The organism is Pseudonocardia sp. ICBG1142, assembly GCF_020496255.1.
Classification (GTDB): Bacteria; Actinomycetota; Actinomycetes; order Mycobacteriales; family Pseudonocardiaceae; genus Pseudonocardia.
The window spans coordinates 195,923-211,615 of sequence record NZ_JAHLJC010000032.1 but is presented as its reverse complement, the minus strand read 5'-3'; the positions used below and the strand labels follow the sequence as shown (position 1 = coordinate 211,615).

The window sequence follows — 15,693 nt, the reverse complement described above, 5'->3', positions numbered from 1 at the left end:
ACGGGCGACGCAGCGCCCGCGGCCCGGGCGGCCGTCCCGGCGGTGGTCGTCCGTGCCTCGCTTTGCTCTGCTCACCGATACGCAGCGGGCGCCCCCGGGGACGCCCCTGGAGGCGGCCGGAGACCGTTCGCAACCCCGGTCGTGCCCGGCGACGGTAGGGGCGTGCGAAGCGCTCGTGGGCCCGTGCTGCGTATCGGTGAGCAGAGCAAAGCGACGACCGAGGAGCCCTCCCCGGCGGCGCGCCGGCGGGCCGGACCGCCGACCCGGCGACGCGCGGGACCGGTCCGGGGCTCCCGGGTGCGGGCGGGTCGCGGGTGAGGGCTGTCCTGGTGGAGGGCTGTCCTGGTGGGTCGGTAGCGTCGGGCCGGTGACGACGACGCTGCCCGCGCTGGACCTCACGTCCGACCCGGTGACCCTGACCGCTGCGATGGTAGACATCGCCAGTGTGTCCGGGGACGAGCGGCGGCTCGCCGACGCGCTCGAGGTCGCGCTGCGGTCCCAGGCGCCGCATCTGGAGGTGCTGCGGTCCGGTGACGCGGTGCTCGCGCGCACGAACCTGGGGCGTCCGCACCGCGTGCTGCTGGCCGGGCACATCGACACGGTGCCGATCGCGGACAACGTGCCGTCGCGCCGTGCCGACGGGATCGTGCACGGCTGCGGCACCTCGGACATGAAGTCCGGCGACGCGGTGTTCGCGCACCTCGCGGCCACGCTGGCCGCGCCGCGCCACGACCTCACGCTGATCTTCTACGACTGCGAGGAGATCGAGGCGGAGCGCAACGGGCTCGGCCGCATCGAGCGCGAGCACCGGGACTGGCTCGACGCCGACCTCGCGATCCTCGGCGAGCCCACCGACGGCGCGCTCGAGGCCGGCTGCCAGGGCACCCTGCGCGTCGAGCTGCGGACCGCGGGGCGGCGCTCGCACTCGGCGCGCTCGTGGCTGGGGGACAACGCGATCCACCGGGCCGCGGAGATCCTGTCGCGGCTGGCGGCCTACCGGCCGCGGTGGGTGGACATCGACGGCTGCGAGTACCGCGAGGGGCTGCAGGCGGTGCGGATCGGCGGCGGGGTCGCGGGCAACGTCGTCCCCGACGAGTGCGTCGTCACGGTGAACTTCCGGTTCGCTCCGGACCGGTCGGCCGAGCAGGCCGTTGCGCACGTCCGGGAGGTGTTCGACGGGTTCCCGCTCGTCGTGACCGACCTCTCGCCGGGTGCGCTGCCGGGCCTGTCCGCACCGGCGGCCGCGGAGTTCGTCGCCGCGACCGGGGCGGTGCCGCGGGCGAAGTACGGCTGGACCGATGTATCGCGCTTCGCCGCGCTAGGCATCCCGGCGGTCAACTACGGGCCCGGCGACCCGAATCTCGCCCACACCCGCGAGGAGCACGTCGCCGAGGACGCGATCACCGCCTGCACCGCGGTGCTGCGCCGCTACCTCGCGGGCGACTCCGCCTGATCGGAGCTTGCCTGATCGGAGCTCGTCTGACCGGAGCTCCTCTCGCGGGAGCCCCTCTGGCCGGAGCCCTCTGGCCGGAGACCGTCTGACCGAAGGCGCCGGACGGCCCGCACCGGGCGACACCGCCGCCGACACTGCTGCGGGCACCCCGTCGGGCCGGCCGACACCGCCCACGACCCCACCGGCGCGGCCCAGTCGTCGCGGCCCGAATACCGTGATCACCATGGCCGACGAGAACGCCGATCCCCGGACGCTGCACGAGAAGCAGCCCGAGAAGCAGCGAGGCCCGGTGGTGCTGCGCGGCGAACGCAGCATCGAGCCGACCACCACCGACCAGCGGCTGCTCGACTCGCGCGGCCCGGCGGACTGGGTGCACACCGACCCGTGGCGGGTGCTGCGCATTCAGGCCGAGTTCGTCGAGGGGTTCGGGATGCTCGCCGAGCTCCCGCGCGCGGCGACCGTGTTCGGCTCGGCCCGCACGAAGGTCGGCTCCCCGGAGTACGAGCTGGGGCGCGAGCTCGGGGCGCGGCTCGCCGGAGCCGGGTTCGCCGTGATCACCGGCGGCGGTCCGGGCGCGATGGAGGCCGCGAACCGCGGCGCCTCCGAGGCGGGTGGGCTCTCGGTCGGGCTCGGCATCGAGCTGCCGTTCGAGCAGGGCCTGAACCCGTGGGTCGACCTCGGGATCAACTTCCGCTACTTCTTCGCCCGCAAGACGATGTTCGTCAAGTACTCGCAGGCGTTCGTCTGTCTGCCCGGCGGGTTCGGCACGCTCGACGAGCTGTTCGAGGCGCTCGTCCTCGTCCAGACCAAGAAGGTCACCAAGTTCCCGGTCGTCCTGCTCGGCAGCGACTACTGGGGCGGTCTCTACGACTGGATCGCCAGTACCGTCCTGGTCGACGGCAAGATCAGCGAGAAGGACCTGGACCTGCTGCACGTCACCGACGACATCGACGACGCCGTCGACGTGGTCAACGAGGCCTACCACGCCTGGGAGGAGACGCACTGATGGCCGGTCCGGAGCCCGGGTTCGCCGTCTGCGTCTACTGCGCCAGCTCCGACGGCGTCGCCCCGCACTACCTCGACCTCGCCCGCGAGGTCGGCCGCGCCGTCGCCGCCCGCGGCTGGACGCTCGTCTCCGGTGGGGGCCGCAAGTCGATGATGGGCGCGGTCGCGGCCGGCGCCCGGGCCGGCGGCGGCCGCACCGTCGGGGTCATCCCGCGGTCCATGGTCGAGCGCGAGTGGGCCGACCACGACAGCGACGAGCTGCTCGTCGTCGAGAGCATGCGTGAGCGCAAGCAGCAGATGGAGGACCGCGCGGACGCGTTCCTCGCGCTGCCCGGCGGCATCGGGACCTGCGAGGAGCTGTTCGAGGTCTGGACGGCCGGGACGCTCGGCCTGCACGGCAAACCGGTCGTGCTGCTCGACCCCGACGGCCACTGGGACGGCCTCGTCGAGTGGGTCGCCGGGCTCGTCGACCGCGGGTTCGCCTCGCGGGCCCCGATCGAGCGGCTGCGGCAGGTCCGCGGTGACGACGCCGCCCCGGCCGACCCCGCGGGGCTGGCCGGCGTGGCGCTCGACGAGTGCGCCCGTCCGCTCGTCTGAGCACGTGACCCTCGCCGCCCGGCTCGCCGCCCGCAAGGACGGCCGTCGCGTCGCCGTCGTCCTGCCCGCCCTGGACGAGGAGGCGACGGTCGGTCCGCTCGTCGCGGGGCTGACCCGGCTGTGCGAGGGCGACCCCCCGCTGGTCGACGACCTCGTCGTCCTCGACTCCGGCAGCACCGACCGCACCGGGGAACGCGCCGCCGCGGCCGGGGCTCGGGTGCTCGGCCGGGAACGGGCGGTGCCCGGTGTCCCGGTGCTGCCGGGCAAGGGCGAGGCGATGTGGCGCGCCGTGGTCGCGCTGGGGAGCGGGCCACGCCCCGCCGACCTGGTCTGCTTCGTCGACGCCGACCTCGTCGACCCGCACCCCGAGCTCGTCGAACGGCTCCTCGCCCCGCTGCTCACCCGGCCCGGGACAGCGCTGGTCAAGGGCTACCACCGGCGGCCGCTGACCGGCCCCGGCGGCTCCGTAGGCCCCGGCGGCAGCGACGACGCGGGCGGGCACGAGGGCGGCCGTGTCACCGAGCTGCTCGCCCGCCCCCTGCTCGCCGCGCTCCGGCCCGGGCTGCGGCACGTCCGCCAGCCCATCGGCGGTGAGTACGCCGCGACCCGGGAGCTGCTCGACCGGCTCCCGTTCGCGACCGGCTACGGCGTCGACATCGGCCTGCTGCTCGACACCGACGCCGACACCGTCGTCGGCGGGACCGCGGCCATCGCACAGGCCGACCTGGGCGTGCGCCGGCACCGCAACCGTCCGCTGCACGAGCTCGGCCGCACCTCCCGGGAGGTCCTCGCCACGGCCCTGTCCCGGTGCGGGGTCGACGACTCCGGTGCAGGCCTGACCGCGTTCCTCCCCGACGACGTCTGCTCCGACGACGCCCGTCCCGGCCACGGCGTGGAGACGGGATGGCGCGCCGAGACCCGTCCGCTGCGCCAGGTGGACCGGCCCCCACCAGGGCGGGTGCGCGACGGAGGGTCCGCCGAGCCGGTGGTCGCGCCCGCCGCCCGCGTGGGGTGGGACCCGTCGTCGGACCGGCGTGATGTGATGGCGGCATGGGGACCGCCCTCGCGTACGTGATCGTCCTGGCCGGCGTCGCCGCGCTGGTCTTCGTGTTGGCGGCCGCGGTCTTCGGCCGTGGGGAGGAGCTCGCCCCGCTCGCCCCGGACGCGACGCCCACCCGGCTGCCCGCCCGCGAGGTGTCCGGCGCCGACGTCCGCGACCTGCGTTTCCAGCAGGTGCTGCGCGGATATCGGATGGCCGAGGTGGACTGGGTACTCGACCGGCTGGCCGGCGAGCTGGACCGGGTCCGGTCCGACCGGCACGAGCTCGCCGACCGGGTGGCCCGGTTGGAGGCGACGATCGCGCGGATGCGCGCCGAGGAGGACCCCGGTGACGGGCAACGACAGCAGTGGTGACCGCGGGACCGCAGGCGGGGTCGGCGACCGGACCCCGGGCGTGCGGCCGGCCGGCGGCGGCCGGGTGGAGCTGACCGTCCCGGTCGACGTCAACGTCCCCGCCGACGTCCTGTGGGAGGTCGTGTCCGACCTCGAGGGCCAGTCGGACTGGATGCTCGGCACCACCGTCGAGATCACCGCGGGAGACGGTCGCTCGGTCGGCACCGAGCTGCGCGCGGTCACCGGGGTCGGGCCGCTCGGCGTCGCCGACACGATGCGGGTCACCGAGTGGACCGAACCGCCTGTGGGGACGACGGGGGAGCGGCGGATCGTCGTGACCCACACCGGCACCGTGATCCGCGGCGACGGCGTGTTCGTCGTCGTCGAGCTCGGCCCGGCCCGGTCGCGGTTCCTGTGGACCGAGCTGCTCGACCTGCCGCTGGGGGCGCTCGGCCGGTTCGGCTGGCCGCTGGTGCGTCCCGCGTTCCGGGCCGGGGTCGCGCACTCGCTGCGGCGGATGGCCGAGGCGACCGAGGACCGCTACCGGGCTGGCCGGTGACCCGATGACGACGCCGGCGATCACGCCCCCCGACGACCGCGGCCGCTGCGACTGGGCGCTCTCGGCCCCCGACTACGTCGCCTACCACGACGACGAGTGGGGCCGGCCCGTCCATGGCACCGCGGCGTGGTTCGAGCGCCTCACCCTCGAGGGTTTCCAGTCCGGCCTGTCCTGGATCGTCGTGCTGCGCAAGCGCCCCGCGTTCCGGGAGGTCTTCGCCGGTTTCGACCCGGAGACCGTCGCCCGCTTCGGCGACGACGACGTGGCCCGCCTGCTCGGCGACGCCCGGATCGTGCGCAACCGGCAGAAGATCGAGGCCACCGTGGCGAACGCACGCGCCGTGCTCGACATGGCCGACGCCGGCGACGACCTCGGCGCGTTCCTCGCGTCCTACGCGCCGGACCCGGCCGCGCGCCCGCGTCCGGCGACGCTGTCCGAGGTCCCCGGGTCCACCCGGGAGTCCACGGCGCTGTCGAAGGCACTGAAGAAGCGCGGCTTCCGGTTCGTCGGCCCCACCACCTGTTACGCGCTCATGCAGGCGACCGGTCTGGTCGACGACCACGTCGCGTACTGCTGGCGGGCCGGGGCCGTCCCGGAGGGCCCGCGGGGTACCGGACCGGGGTCGTCGTAGGGTCGCCGGGCCGTTGCGCTGCGTGAACGCCGCGGGTATCGCTCCCGAGCCGTGATCGCCTCGGTTGCACCTCGACGCCGGTGATGAGGGACAATGTGGTCTCACGGGTCGGCGCGCGCCCCGAGCGCGCACCCGGGGAAACGACAGTTGTGGATGTTGACGGAGGACGGACGAATGGCCGCGATGAAGCCCCGCACCGGCGACGGGCCCATGGAAGTCACCAAGGAGGGCCGGGGCATCGTCATGCGCGTCCCGCTCGAGGGTGGCGGGCGTCTCGTCGTCGAGATGACCCCGGACGAGGCCACCGACCTCAGTGAGGCGCTGAAGTCGACCGTCGGCTGACGGTGGACGACACGGACACGACGCGGCGGGGCCGGGGGACCGGCCCCGCCGTCGGCGTCTCCGGGGGTCCCGGCGACGGGCCTCAGGCCACCGACTCGTAGATCTCCAGCGTCCGACGGGCCATCTCGGCCCAGGCGAACTCGGCGACCGCGCGCTCCCGGCCCCGCTCGCCCATCGTCGCGGCCCGCTGGGGGTCCGCGATCAGCGCGTTGACCCCGTCGGCCAGCGCCGCTTCGAACGCGGCGGTGTCGGCCGGGTCGTAGTGCGCGAGCAGGCCGGTCACGCCGTCGTCGACGACCTCCGGGATCCCGCCGACGTCGGAGGCGACCACCGCCGTGCCGCAGGCCATCGCCTCCAGGTTCACGATGCCCAGCGGCTCGTAGACCGAGGGACACACGAACACCGTCGCCGCCGACAACAGCTGGCGGACCTCGGCGGTGGCGAGCATCCGCTGGATCCACACGACGCCCTCGCGCGAGGCGGACAGCTCCGCCACCGCCCGCTCGGTCTCGGCCGCGATCTCCTTCGTGTCCGGGGCGCCCGCGCACAGCACGACCTGCGCCGACGGGTCGAACCGGTGCGCCGCCGCGACCAGGTGCCCGAGGCCCTTCTGCCGGGTGATCCGCCCGACGAACACCACCAGCGGCCGGTCCGGGTCGACGCCGTGCGCCAGCAGCGCGTCGCGCGCCGGGTCGGGCGCGTAGAACTGCGTGTCGATGCCGTTGTGCACCACGTGCACCAGCTCCGGGTCGATCGCCGGGTAGGCGTTCAGCACGTCGCGGCGCATGCCGTGCGACACCGCGATGACGGCGTCCGCCGCCTCGTAGGCGGTCCGCTCCACCCACGACGACAGCCGGTACCCGCCGCCGAGCTGCTCGGCCTTCCACGGCCGCAGCGGCTCCAGCGAGTGCGCCGTGACCACGTGCGGGCGCCCGTGCAGCAGGCCGCCGATGTGGCCGGCCATGTTGGCGTACCAGGTGTGGGAGTGCAGCACGTCGCAGCGCTCCAGCTCGGCGGCCATCGACAGGTCCACGCCGAGCGTGGTCAGCGCGGCGTTCGCCCCGTCCGGCAGCGGCGGCGCGGAGTGTGCGCGGGCGTCGGCCGGGGCGTCGCTGCCCGGCTCGGCGAAGCAGTGCACGTCGACGTCGACGAGCTCCCGCAGGGCGGGGACGAGATGTCCCACGTGGACTCCGGCACCGCCGTAGACGGCGGGCGGGTATTCACGGGTGAGAAGGCCGACGCGCACGGGCCGGGACGCTACCGGGGCGCCCGGACGCCGCGCGAGGAGTTCGTGCGCCCGATCCGGTCCGGTCGTGTCCGGGGTCGCGCACGGCGCGAGCGGCGCACCCGGCGCGGCCGGACGTATGGCCCCACCACCGAGCGGCCACTAGTGTTCACGCCATGCGACCGACCGCGCCCGGACGTCTTCCCGGCAGGGTTCTCGGCATCGTGCTGGCGGGCGGTGAGGGGAAGCGGCTCTGGCCGCTCACTGCGGACCGCGCCAAACCGGCGGTGCCGTTCGGTGGCAACTACCGGCTCATCGACTTCGTGCTGTCCAACCTCGTGAACTGCGGGATGGACCGGCTGTGCGTGCTGACCCAGTACAAGTCGCACTCGCTGGACCGGCACATCTCGACGACGTGGCGGTTGTCGTCGGTGCTCGACCAGTACATCACCACCGTCCCGGCCCAGCAGCGGCTCGGCCGGCGGTGGTACACCGGCTCGGCGGACGCGATCTTCCAGAGCCTCAACCTGGTCTACGACGACCAGCCCGAGTACATCGCCGTGTTCGGCGCCGACCACGTCTACCGGATGGATCCGGCGCAGATGATCGCCCAGCACGCCGAGTCCGGCGCGGGCGTCACCGTCGCGGGGATCCGGGTGCCGCGGGCCGAGGCGAAGGCCTTCGGCTGCATCGCCTCCGACGAGTCCGGTCGCATCACCGAGTTCCTCGAGAAACCGTCCGACCCGCCGCACGTGCCCGACGACCCGGACGTCACGTTCGCCTCGATGGGCAACTACGTGTTCACCACCGAGGCCCTGCTCGACGCGCTGAAGGCCGACGCGGCGAACGCCGACTCCGACCACGACATGGGCGGGGACATCATCCCGGCGCTGGTCGCCAAGGGTGACGCGCACGTCTACGACTTCGCCGACAACGTCGTGCCCGGTGCCACCGAACGGGACGCCGGCTACTGGCGTGACGTCGGGACCATCGACGCCTACTACGACGCGCACACCGACCTCGTCTCGGTGCACCCGATCTTCAACCTCTACAACCAGCGCTGGCCGATCCGCACCGCGGTGCCCGCACTGCCGCCGGCGAAGTTCGTCGAGGGCGGCATCGCGCAGGACTCGATCGTCGGCGCGGGCACGATCATCTCCGGGGCGATCGTGCGCCGGTCGGTGATCAGCCCGAACGTGTCGGTGTCGGGCGGCGCGGAGGTCTCGGACTCGGTCGTGCTGCCAGGCGCCCGCATCGGCCGGGGCGCGGTGGTGCGGCGGGCGATCCTCGACAAGAACGTCGTCGTCCCCGACGGTGCCCTGATCGGGGTCGACCTGAACCTGGACCGCAGCCGCTACACGGTCTCCAACGGCGGCGTCGTGGTCCTGGGCAAGGGCGTCACCGCCCACTGAGCTACCTGCGGTGTGGATGCCGCGTTCGCTCCGCTCACCTGCGGTGTGGATGCCGCGTTCGCTCCGCTCACCTGCGGTGTGGATGCCGCGTTCGCTCCGCTCACCTGCGGTGTGGATGCCGCGTTCGCTCCGCTCACCTGCGGTGTGGATGCCGCGTTCGCTCCGCTCACCTGCGGTGTGGATGCCGCGTTCGCTCCGCTCACCTGCGGTGTGGATGCCGCGTTCGCTCCGCTCACCTGCGGTGTGGATGCCGCGTTCGCTCCGCTCACCTGCGGTGTGGATGCCGCGTTCGCTCCGCTCACCTGCGGTGTCGATGCCGCGTTCGCTCCGCTCACCTGCGGACCGCGCAGAGCATCCCGTCCGCGACCGGCAGCAGCGCCGACAGCAGGCGCTCGTCGTCGCGGACCAGGGCGGCGGTCTCGCGCAGCGCGGCCGTGCCCGGACCGTGCTCGGCGCCGGGCTCGGCGACCCGGCCGCCGTCGAGCACCCCCTCCAGCACGAGCACCCCGCCGGGGCGCAGCAGCCGGATCGCCTCGGCCAGGTAGCCGGGGTACTCGGCCGGGACGGCGTCGGCGACGACGAGGTCGTAGCCGCCGTCGGTCAGCCGCGGCAGCACCTCCAGCGCCATCCCGTTGATCAGCCGGGCCCGCCCCGGCCCGTACCCGGCGGCGAGGAAGGTCCGCCGGGCCGAGCGCTGCAGCTCCGGGTCGACGTCGATGGTGGTCAGCGTCCCGTCACCGGCCATGCCGCGCAGCAGGTACAGCCCGCTCACCCCGGCCCCGGTCCCGATCTCCACCACGGCCCGCGCGGAGATCGTCGCGGCCAGCACCGACAGTGCCGCCCCGCCCGCCGCGGAGATGGGGTGCGCGCCCGCCGCCGTGCCCAGTGCGCGGGCCTCGCCGCACGCGTCGTCCTCGGCGAGGTAGCCATCGGCGTACGCGGCCGCCCCCGCGGGTGTGCTCATGGAACAAGATTATCGCCGGACGATTTCACAGACTTCTCTCAGACGGGTTTCACATCCTCCTCATGGGTGGCAGGCAGGCTGTGCTGCAACGAACGAAGCCTCGCGGCCGATCGACTCCACGACACGGTCGCGACTCACGGAGGTGCCCCGCCCCGATGTCCGCCCCTCGCGCAACCGACGACGCCCCGTTCCGGGACGCCGCCGCCGGTACCCGCCCCGGTGAGGGTGCCGACTGGACCCCGCCCACCTGGGACGAGGTCGTCCGGGAGCACGCCGACCGCGTCTACCGCCTCGCCTACCGCCTGTCCGGCAACCAGCACGACGCCGAGGACCTCACCCAGGAGACGTTCATCCGGGTGTTCCGGTCCCTGGCGTCCTACAAGCCGGGCACCTTCGAGGGCTGGCTGCACCGCATCACCACGAACCTGTTCCTCGACATGGTCCGCCGCCGCGCCCGGCTGCGGATGGAGGGCCTGCCCGAGGACACCGACCGCCTGCCGGGCGGTGGCCCCGAGCCCGAGACCGTCTTCGCGATCAACCACCTCGACCCGCACCTGCAGGCCGCACTGGACGAGCTGCCCCCGGACTTCCGGGTCGCCGTCGTCCTGTGCGACGTCGAGGGCCTGTCCTACGAGGAGATCGGCGCGACCCTCGGGGTGAAGCTCGGCACCGTCCGCAGCCGTATCCACCGGGGCCGGACCGCGCTGCGGGCGTCGCTGGAGCGGCACCGTGCGGCGGCTGCGGAGGAGCAGCCGGTGGCATCCGACCGTGGTCCGGTGGCAGAGTTGGTGCCGTGACCGAGCGACGGCGTTTCCAGGTCGTCCCCCCGGACTGGGGGGAGACGCATCTGACGCTCGAGGCGGTCGTCGCCTTCGTGGACGACGAGTTGGCCGCCGGTCCGCACGACCGTGCCGCCCGCCACCTCGAGCGCTGCCCCGACTGCGCGGTGGAGGTCGCCGAGCAGCGGCGGGCCCGCACCGCGCTGCGAGCGGCCGACGCCCCCACGCTCCCGCCGTCGCTGATGTCGGCGCTGCGCGCCATCCCGCAGGACCCCGAGCTGCCCCCGCCGCCGGCGGGCCTGTCGCTCACCCCGGACGGCCAGCTCGTGTCCGTGCTGCGCCCGGCACCGGTCGAGGGCGACCACGGCCGTCGCGCCAGCCGGTCGCGACGCGTACGCCTCGGCACCGGAGCCGCCGTGTCCGGGCTGGCGCTCGGCGCACTCGCGCTCGGTCTGCCCCCCACCACGACCGGCACCCCGACCGCGCCGACCGTGCCCGGCCCGGGTGCCGCGGCCGTCGCCCGGTTCGCGGCCACCCCGGTGCCCGCCTCGTCGCGGCGGACGGCCGTCCCGGCGGTCAGCACGACGACGGGCTCGACCGGCGCGTCGCTGTCGCCGACGACCTCGGCCACCCCGACCGGCGACGCCGGCATCTCCCCGACGCCCTGACCCGTCACCGATACACCGACTTCACCGCGCGCCGAGCAGGCTGTACGGGTGTACTGGGTGGACGCCGTGCCGGCTGATCGATCGTCGGGAGCAGTCTCCCCGGGCTCCGGGGTGACCCGGTGAGCGACGACCGCGGCGCACGCCCGGACGGCGCGGCCGACCCGGACGCGCCCGGCTCCGCCCCGCCGCGACTGCGCCCCCGCCCGCTGGACCGTCCCGCGACCGACCCCGGCGAACGGGCGGCGTTCGGCCGCCCGGACGGCGTCGACAGCTCGTTCGCGCCGCCGTCGTCGCACCTCGGGGCGAACGGGTCGCTGCCGAGCGCGCCCCCGCCGACCGCCGCCGTCGCCCGCGCGTTCGGCCGGCCGGACCGCACACCCGACGGCGAGCCCGCCGGCGGCCTGCAACGCCCGCCCGGTGCGTCGGGCGACGCGCTGCGCGGAGGTGAGCAGAGCGCCGAGCAGGACCCGTTCTGGCCCGGCGGCTCGGCCGGCGACCCGTGGCGCGACCCGGGCACGCCGGTCGTCGCCGCCCCGCCCCCCGGCGACGGCGACGACCCCGCGGAGGCCCCCCGGCCCGACGGCCCCCGCCTCAGCGTCCGCGAGGTCCTGTTCGACAGGCGGGTGCAGCCGCGCGCGCTGGCGCTGCTCGGTGTCCTGGCGCTGCTCGTCGGCGCGGCGGGCGGACTGGTCGGGTACTGGTCCGCGACCGCGGCGGGTGCCCTGACCAGCCCCGGAGCGGTGCTGAGCGCGACCGAGCCGGCCCGTGAACGACCGCCCGGCTCGGTGTCGGAGGTCGCCTCGCGGGTGCTGCCCGCGGTCGTCTCGCTGGAGGTGACCGTCGGCAACCAGGCGGGCAACGGCTCCGGCGTCGTGATCGACCCCGCGGGCTACGTACTCACCAACGACCACGTCGTCGCGCCCGCCACCGGGCCGGGCCAGGGCACCATCGAGGCCCTGTTCTCCGACGGGTCCCGGGTCCCGGCCACCGTGGTCGGGGCGGACCCGATGACCGACCTCGCGGTGGTGAAGGTGCCCGTCGCGAACCCGACGGTCGCCGCGATCGGCCGCTCCGGCGAGCTCGCCGTCGGCGACGCGGTGATCGCGATCGGGTCGCCGTTCGGCCTGGCCGGCACGGTGACGACCGGGATCGTGTCGGCCGTCGATCGCCCGGTGCGGCTCGACCCGGAGGGCAGCGCGGGCGACGCGGTGATCGACGCGGTGCAGACCGACGCCGCGATCAACCCCGGCAACTCCGGCGGCCCGCTGGTGGACGCGACCGGCGCCGTCGTCGGCATCAACACGGCGATCCGCAGCGCGGACAGCGCCCAGTCCGGCGGGCAGGGCGGCTCGATCGGCCTCGGCTTCGCCATCCCGATCGACGACGCCCGCGCCATCGCCGAGGAGCTCATCCGCACCGGCCGCGTCGCGCACGCCGACCTCGGTGTCAACTCCCGCTCGGTCACCGACGGCGCCACCGACGGCGCCCAGGTGCAGAACGTCGTCGCCGGGGGACCGGCGGCCGCGGCCGGGATCGCCGACGGCGACGTCGTCGTCGATGTCGCCGGGCGCCCCATCGCCAGTGCCGACGAGCTCGTCGTCGCCGTCCGCGAACACTCGCCCGGCGAGCAGGTCCCGGTCCGACTCATCCGTCAGGGACGACCGCTCACCGTGACCGTGACGCTCGGGCAGCGCTAGAACCCGTACGCTGGCGTCGTGTTCGAGAACATCGGCATGGCGGAGATCCTCGTCCTGGTCGTGGCGGGGCTCTTCATCCTGGGCCCGGAACGGCTGCCCGAGGCGGCGGCCTGGGTCGGTCGCGCGGTCCGCCAGGTCAAGGAGTTCGCGACCGGCGCCCAGAACCACCTGAAGAAGGAACTGGGCCCGGAGTTCGACCAGATCCAGCAGCCGCTCAACGACCTGCGCAGCCTGCGCTCGCTCAACCCGCGGACCGCGATCACCCGGAGCCTGTTCTCCGACGACGCCGCCACCCCGCCGGTCAAGCCCAACGGGTTCGCCCCGGGCCCGGGTGCCGGTGCCGCCGGGGCCGCAGCCCTGGGCGGAGCAGCGGCGAGCACCCCGGCCCCGGTCCGTCCGCCGCAGCCACCGCTGGCCGCCGACGAGCGCCCCCCGGTGGACCCGGACGCGACCTGACCCCGGCCCCCTACGACGACGGCGCCGCACCCCGGCCGGGGTGCGGCGCCGTCGTCGTGGACGGGGTCGGTTCAGCCCAGCAACGGCGGCCGGCGCAGGTGGTGCGTGGTCGCGCGCTGGTAGGCGTGCGCGGCGGCCAGCACCGTGGCGTCGGCGTGCCGCGGTCCGACGACCTGCAGACCCACCGGCAGACCGGCGGAGGTGAAGCCGCACGGCACCGAGGTCGCGGGCTGCTGGGTCATGTTGAACGGGTAGGTGAACGGCGTCCACGACGTCCAGCGCGGGTCGTGCCAGCCCTCGGGGACCTCCCGGCCGCCCTCGAACGCGGTGATCGGGAGGGTCGGGGTGAGCAGCAGGTCGTACTCGGAGTGGAAGGCGCCCATCAGCGTCCCCAGCTCGTTGCGCACGGCCATCGCGCCCAGGTAGTCCAGCGCCGAGACCCGGGCCCCCTGCTCGGCGATCTCCACCAGCGCCGGGTCCATGGCCTTCCTGGCCTCGGCGCCGATGGGCTCCAGGGACTTTGCGGCGGCGGCGAACCAGAGCGTGTGGAACGGCTCGATCGGGTCGGCGAAACCGGGGTCGGCGTTCTCGACGGTCGCACCGAGCTCACGGGCGAACACCGCGACCGCCTCGGCGACGAGCGCCGCCACCTCCGGGTCGACGTCGACGAACCCGAGAGTGGGGGAGAACGCGATCCGCAGACCCGCCGCGCCGCCGGCGAGCCGCTCGACGGCCGACTCACGGGGCACGTCGAACACCCACGGGTCCCGCGTGTCGGGCTGGGCGACGACGTCGTACAGCAGCGCGGCGTCCTCGACGGTGCGGGTCATCGGACCGACGTGGGCCAGCGTCCCGAACGCCGAGCCCGGGTAGTGCGCGATGCGGCCGTAGGTGGGCTTGTGCGCGACGGTCCCGGTGAACGCGGCCGGGATGCGGACCGAGCCACCCGCGTCGGTGCCCAGCGACAGCGGTCCCATCCCCAGACCGACGGCCGACGCCGAGCCGCCGGACGAGCCGCCGGCCGTCCTCGTCGGGTCCCACGGGTTGGTGGTGACGCCGGTCAGCGGCGAGTCGGTCACGCCCTTCCACGCCAGCTCCGGCGTGGTGTTCTTCCCGATCAGCACCGCTCCCGCGGCGCGGACCCTGGCCACCGGCGGGCCGTCGACCTCGAACGGCCCGTCCGGTGACGTCGTCGTCGAGCCGCGGCGGGTGGGCCAGCCGATCGTCAGGAGCATGTCCTTGATCGAGGTGGGGACGCCGTCGAGCGGCCCGACCGGCTCCCCGGCCTGCCAGCGCGCCTCGGAGTCCTTGGCCTGCGACAGTGCCGAGTCGGGGTCGACCAGGCAGAACGCGTTCACCGCGCCGTCGTGCGCCTCGATCCGCTCCAGCGCGTCCCGGGTGGCCTGCACCGGCGAGATCTCGCCGCTCCGGTAGCCCGCCAGCAGCTCGGTCGCGCTGAGGTCTGCAGTCGTCACAGCAGTCACACCTTTCCTGCGGATGAGCTCACGTACCCGCGCTCGGGGTCCACCACGTTGCGCAGCTCCCGGCCGTCCCGGAAGCGTGCGAGGTTGTCGGCGAACAGCTCGACGAGCATGTCCTTCCAGCCGACGACGTCGCCGGACATGTGCGGGGAGAGCAGCACGTGCTCCATCGCCCACAGCGGCGAGGTCGCGGGCAGCGGCTCGACCTCGAACACGTCCAGCGCCGCGCCGGCGAGCCGCCCGGTCGCGAGCGCGTCGGTCAGGTCGTCCTGCACGACGAGCGCGCCCCGGCCCACGTTGACGACCCTGGCCCGCTCGGGCAGCAGGGCGATCGTGCCGGAGTGCAGCATCCCGCGGGTCGCGTCGGTCAGCGGGGCGGCGAGCACCAGGTGGTCGGTGTCGGGCAGCAGGCCGGGCAGCTCGTCGAAGGCGTGCACACCGTCCGCGGCGCGCCGGCCGACCAGCCGCACCCGCATCCCGACCGCACCCAGCAGGTCGGCGACGGCGCGCCCGATCGGACCGCTCCCGACGACCGTCGCGACCTTCCCGGCGACGGTCTCGGTCTCGCGGTGGCGCCAGGTCCGCTCCCGCTGCAGCGCGAGCGAGCGGGCGGTGTCCTTGGCGAACGCGATCACCGCGCCGAGCACGAACTCGGCGATCGGCCGGTCGAACACCCCGCGGGAGTTCGTCAGCGTCGCGCCCGAGGCGAGCAGGGCGGGGAACGCGACCCGGTCGACGCCGGCGCTGGCGGTGTGGACCCAGCGCAGCGCGGAGGTGTCGGTGGCGTCCCAGACGTCCTTGACGGCGTCGGAGGTGAAGTCCCACGTGAGCAGCACGTCGCTGCCGGGCAGTACGGCGGCGAGCCCGTCGGCGTCGGCGGCGAAGCGGAGACGTGCGTCACCGGCGTGGCGCTCGAGGCCGGGCGGGGTCTCCCCGCCGTGCAGCACGGCGACGGTGATCGGGTCCTGACCAGCGGAAACCGGCAACGGGAGATCCTGTCGGTAGGGAGGTCGGGCGGCGTTGACACGCTAG

At 74.7% G+C, this 15,693-nt stretch carries 17 protein-coding genes; 13 read left to right on the top strand and 4 right to left on the bottom strand.

The annotated features are described in order from the left end of the window. Window positions 1-379: 379 nt before the first annotated feature. The 8 genes from dapE (at window position 380) to KPL59_RS31280 (ending at window position 5,979) form a co-directional block, all read left to right on the top strand. Window positions 380-1,453: a succinyl-diaminopimelate desuccinylase gene (gene dapE / locus KPL59_RS31315; protein WP_226363090.1), complete on the top strand. Its 1,074-nt coding sequence runs from the start codon at window positions 380-382 to the stop codon at window positions 1,451-1,453. A 223-nt stretch (window positions 1,454-1,676) separates the two neighbouring features. Beyond that, window positions 1,677-2,459 (top strand): TIGR00730 family Rossman fold protein, encoded by a 783-nt coding sequence (locus tag KPL59_RS31310; protein ID WP_226362975.1) that lies wholly within the window; start codon window positions 1,677-1,679, stop codon window positions 2,457-2,459. After that, window positions 2,459-3,055 carry a TIGR00730 family Rossman fold protein gene (locus KPL59_RS31305; protein WP_020626072.1) on the top strand — a complete coding sequence of 199 codons (597 nt, stop codon included), beginning with the start codon at window positions 2,459-2,461 and terminating at the stop codon, window positions 3,053-3,055. Before KPL59_RS31310 ends, KPL59_RS31305 begins: the two co-directional genes overlap by 1 nt. Before the next feature lie 4 nt (window positions 3,056-3,059). Further along, window positions 3,060-4,130, top strand: a complete 1,071-nt coding sequence (locus tag KPL59_RS31300) for a glucosyl-3-phosphoglycerate synthase (RefSeq protein ID WP_226362974.1) — start codon at window positions 3,060-3,062, stop codon at window positions 4,128-4,130. Further along, on the top strand, window positions 4,106-4,468 hold the full coding sequence (locus tag KPL59_RS31295) for a DivIVA domain-containing protein (protein WP_020626070.1): 363 nt from the start codon (window positions 4,106-4,108) through the stop codon (window positions 4,466-4,468). The genes KPL59_RS31300 and KPL59_RS31295 overlap by 25 nt, the downstream gene beginning before the upstream one ends. Next, a complete protein-coding gene (locus tag KPL59_RS31290; RefSeq protein ID WP_374111686.1) occupies window positions 4,443-5,006 on the top strand; it encodes an SRPBCC family protein in 564 nt (187 codons plus the stop codon). The genes KPL59_RS31295 and KPL59_RS31290 overlap by 26 nt, the downstream gene beginning before the upstream one ends. Before the next feature lie 4 nt (window positions 5,007-5,010). After that, on the top strand, window positions 5,011-5,637 hold the full coding sequence (locus KPL59_RS31285) for a DNA-3-methyladenine glycosylase I (protein WP_226362973.1): 627 nt from the start codon (window positions 5,011-5,013) through the stop codon (window positions 5,635-5,637). A 174-nt stretch (window positions 5,638-5,811) separates the two neighbouring features. Further along, a complete protein-coding gene (locus KPL59_RS31280; RefSeq protein WP_010241564.1) occupies window positions 5,812-5,979 on the top strand; it encodes a DUF3117 domain-containing protein in 168 nt (55 codons plus the stop codon). 82 nt (window positions 5,980-6,061) lie between these two features. Here KPL59_RS31280 and glgA read toward each other — a convergent pair whose 3' ends face one another. Then, window positions 6,062-7,225 carry a glycogen synthase gene (glgA, locus tag KPL59_RS31275; protein ID WP_226362972.1) on the bottom strand — a complete coding sequence of 388 codons (1,164 nt, stop codon included), beginning with the start codon at window positions 7,223-7,225 and terminating at the stop codon, window positions 6,062-6,064. Between the two features lie 155 nt (window positions 7,226-7,380). Between glgA and glgC the strand changes: the two genes are divergently transcribed. Beyond that, entirely contained in the window at window positions 7,381-8,616 is a 1,236-nt protein-coding gene (gene glgC, locus KPL59_RS31270) for a glucose-1-phosphate adenylyltransferase (protein WP_149663674.1), read from the top strand. Between the two features lie 331 nt (window positions 8,617-8,947). Here the strand turns inward: glgC and KPL59_RS31265 are convergent, their stop codons facing one another. Beyond that, window positions 8,948-9,580 (bottom strand): O-methyltransferase, encoded by a 633-nt coding sequence (locus KPL59_RS31265; protein WP_226362971.1) that lies wholly within the window; start codon window positions 9,578-9,580, stop codon window positions 8,948-8,950. 155 nt (window positions 9,581-9,735) lie between these two features. Between KPL59_RS31265 and sigE the strand changes: the two genes are divergently transcribed. The 4 genes from sigE (at window position 9,736) to tatB (ending at window position 13,180) form a co-directional block, all read left to right on the top strand. Continuing rightward, window positions 9,736-10,377, top strand: coding sequence for an RNA polymerase sigma factor SigE (gene sigE, locus KPL59_RS31260; protein ID WP_020626064.1), 642 nt, complete (start codon window positions 9,736-9,738; stop codon window positions 10,375-10,377). Further along, window positions 10,374-11,027, top strand: coding sequence for a zf-HC2 domain-containing protein (locus KPL59_RS31255; protein WP_226362970.1), 654 nt, complete (start codon window positions 10,374-10,376; stop codon window positions 11,025-11,027). The genes sigE and KPL59_RS31255 overlap by 4 nt, the downstream gene beginning before the upstream one ends. A gap of 119 nt (window positions 11,028-11,146) precedes the next feature. Next, the gene (locus tag KPL59_RS31250) at window positions 11,147-12,724 is read left to right on the top strand and encodes a S1C family serine protease (protein WP_226362969.1); all 1,578 of its coding nucleotides are present in this window, start codon (window positions 11,147-11,149) and stop codon (window positions 12,722-12,724) included. Window positions 12,725-12,742: 18 nt separating this feature from the next. Next, entirely contained in the window at window positions 12,743-13,180 is a 438-nt protein-coding gene (gene tatB, locus KPL59_RS31245) for a Sec-independent protein translocase protein TatB (RefSeq protein WP_226362968.1), read from the top strand. A 71-nt stretch (window positions 13,181-13,251) separates the two neighbouring features. Here the strand turns inward: tatB and KPL59_RS31240 are convergent, their stop codons facing one another. Next, window positions 13,252-14,664 carry an amidase gene (locus KPL59_RS31240; protein ID WP_086002320.1) on the bottom strand — a complete coding sequence of 471 codons (1,413 nt, stop codon included), beginning with the start codon at window positions 14,662-14,664 and terminating at the stop codon, window positions 13,252-13,254. Next, a complete protein-coding gene (locus KPL59_RS31235) occupies window positions 14,661-15,647 on the bottom strand; it encodes a D-2-hydroxyacid dehydrogenase (RefSeq protein WP_226362967.1) in 987 nt (328 codons plus the stop codon). Before KPL59_RS31235 ends, KPL59_RS31240 begins: the two co-directional genes overlap by 4 nt. Between the last annotated feature and the right edge of the window lie 46 nt (window positions 15,648-15,693).

What these genes read in the sequence shown, in the direction of transcription:
- KPL59_RS31310 (WP_226362975.1), top strand. Translation starts at nt 1,677, where the DNA reads ATGGCCGACGAGAACGCCGATCCCCGGACGCTGCACGAGAAGCAGCCC.
- KPL59_RS31305 (WP_020626072.1), top strand. Translation starts at nt 2,459, where the DNA reads ATGGCCGGTCCGGAGCCCGGGTTCGCCGTCTGCGTCTACTGCGCCAGC.
- KPL59_RS31295 (WP_020626070.1), top strand. Translation starts at nt 4,106, where the DNA reads ATGGGGACCGCCCTCGCGTACGTGATCGTCCTGGCCGGCGTCGCCGCG.
- KPL59_RS31285 (WP_226362973.1), top strand. Translation starts at nt 5,011, where the DNA reads ATGACGACGCCGGCGATCACGCCCCCCGACGACCGCGGCCGCTGCGAC.
- KPL59_RS31280 (WP_010241564.1), top strand. Translation starts at nt 5,812, where the DNA reads ATGGCCGCGATGAAGCCCCGCACCGGCGACGGGCCCATGGAAGTCACC.
- glgC (WP_149663674.1), top strand. Translation starts at nt 7,381, where the DNA reads ATGCGACCGACCGCGCCCGGACGTCTTCCCGGCAGGGTTCTCGGCATC.
- KPL59_RS31265 (WP_226362971.1), bottom strand. Translation starts at nt 9,580, where the DNA reads ATGAGCACACCCGCGGGGGCGGCCGCGTACGCCGATGGCTACCTCGCC.
- sigE (WP_020626064.1), top strand. Translation starts at nt 9,736, where the DNA reads ATGTCCGCCCCTCGCGCAACCGACGACGCCCCGTTCCGGGACGCCGCC.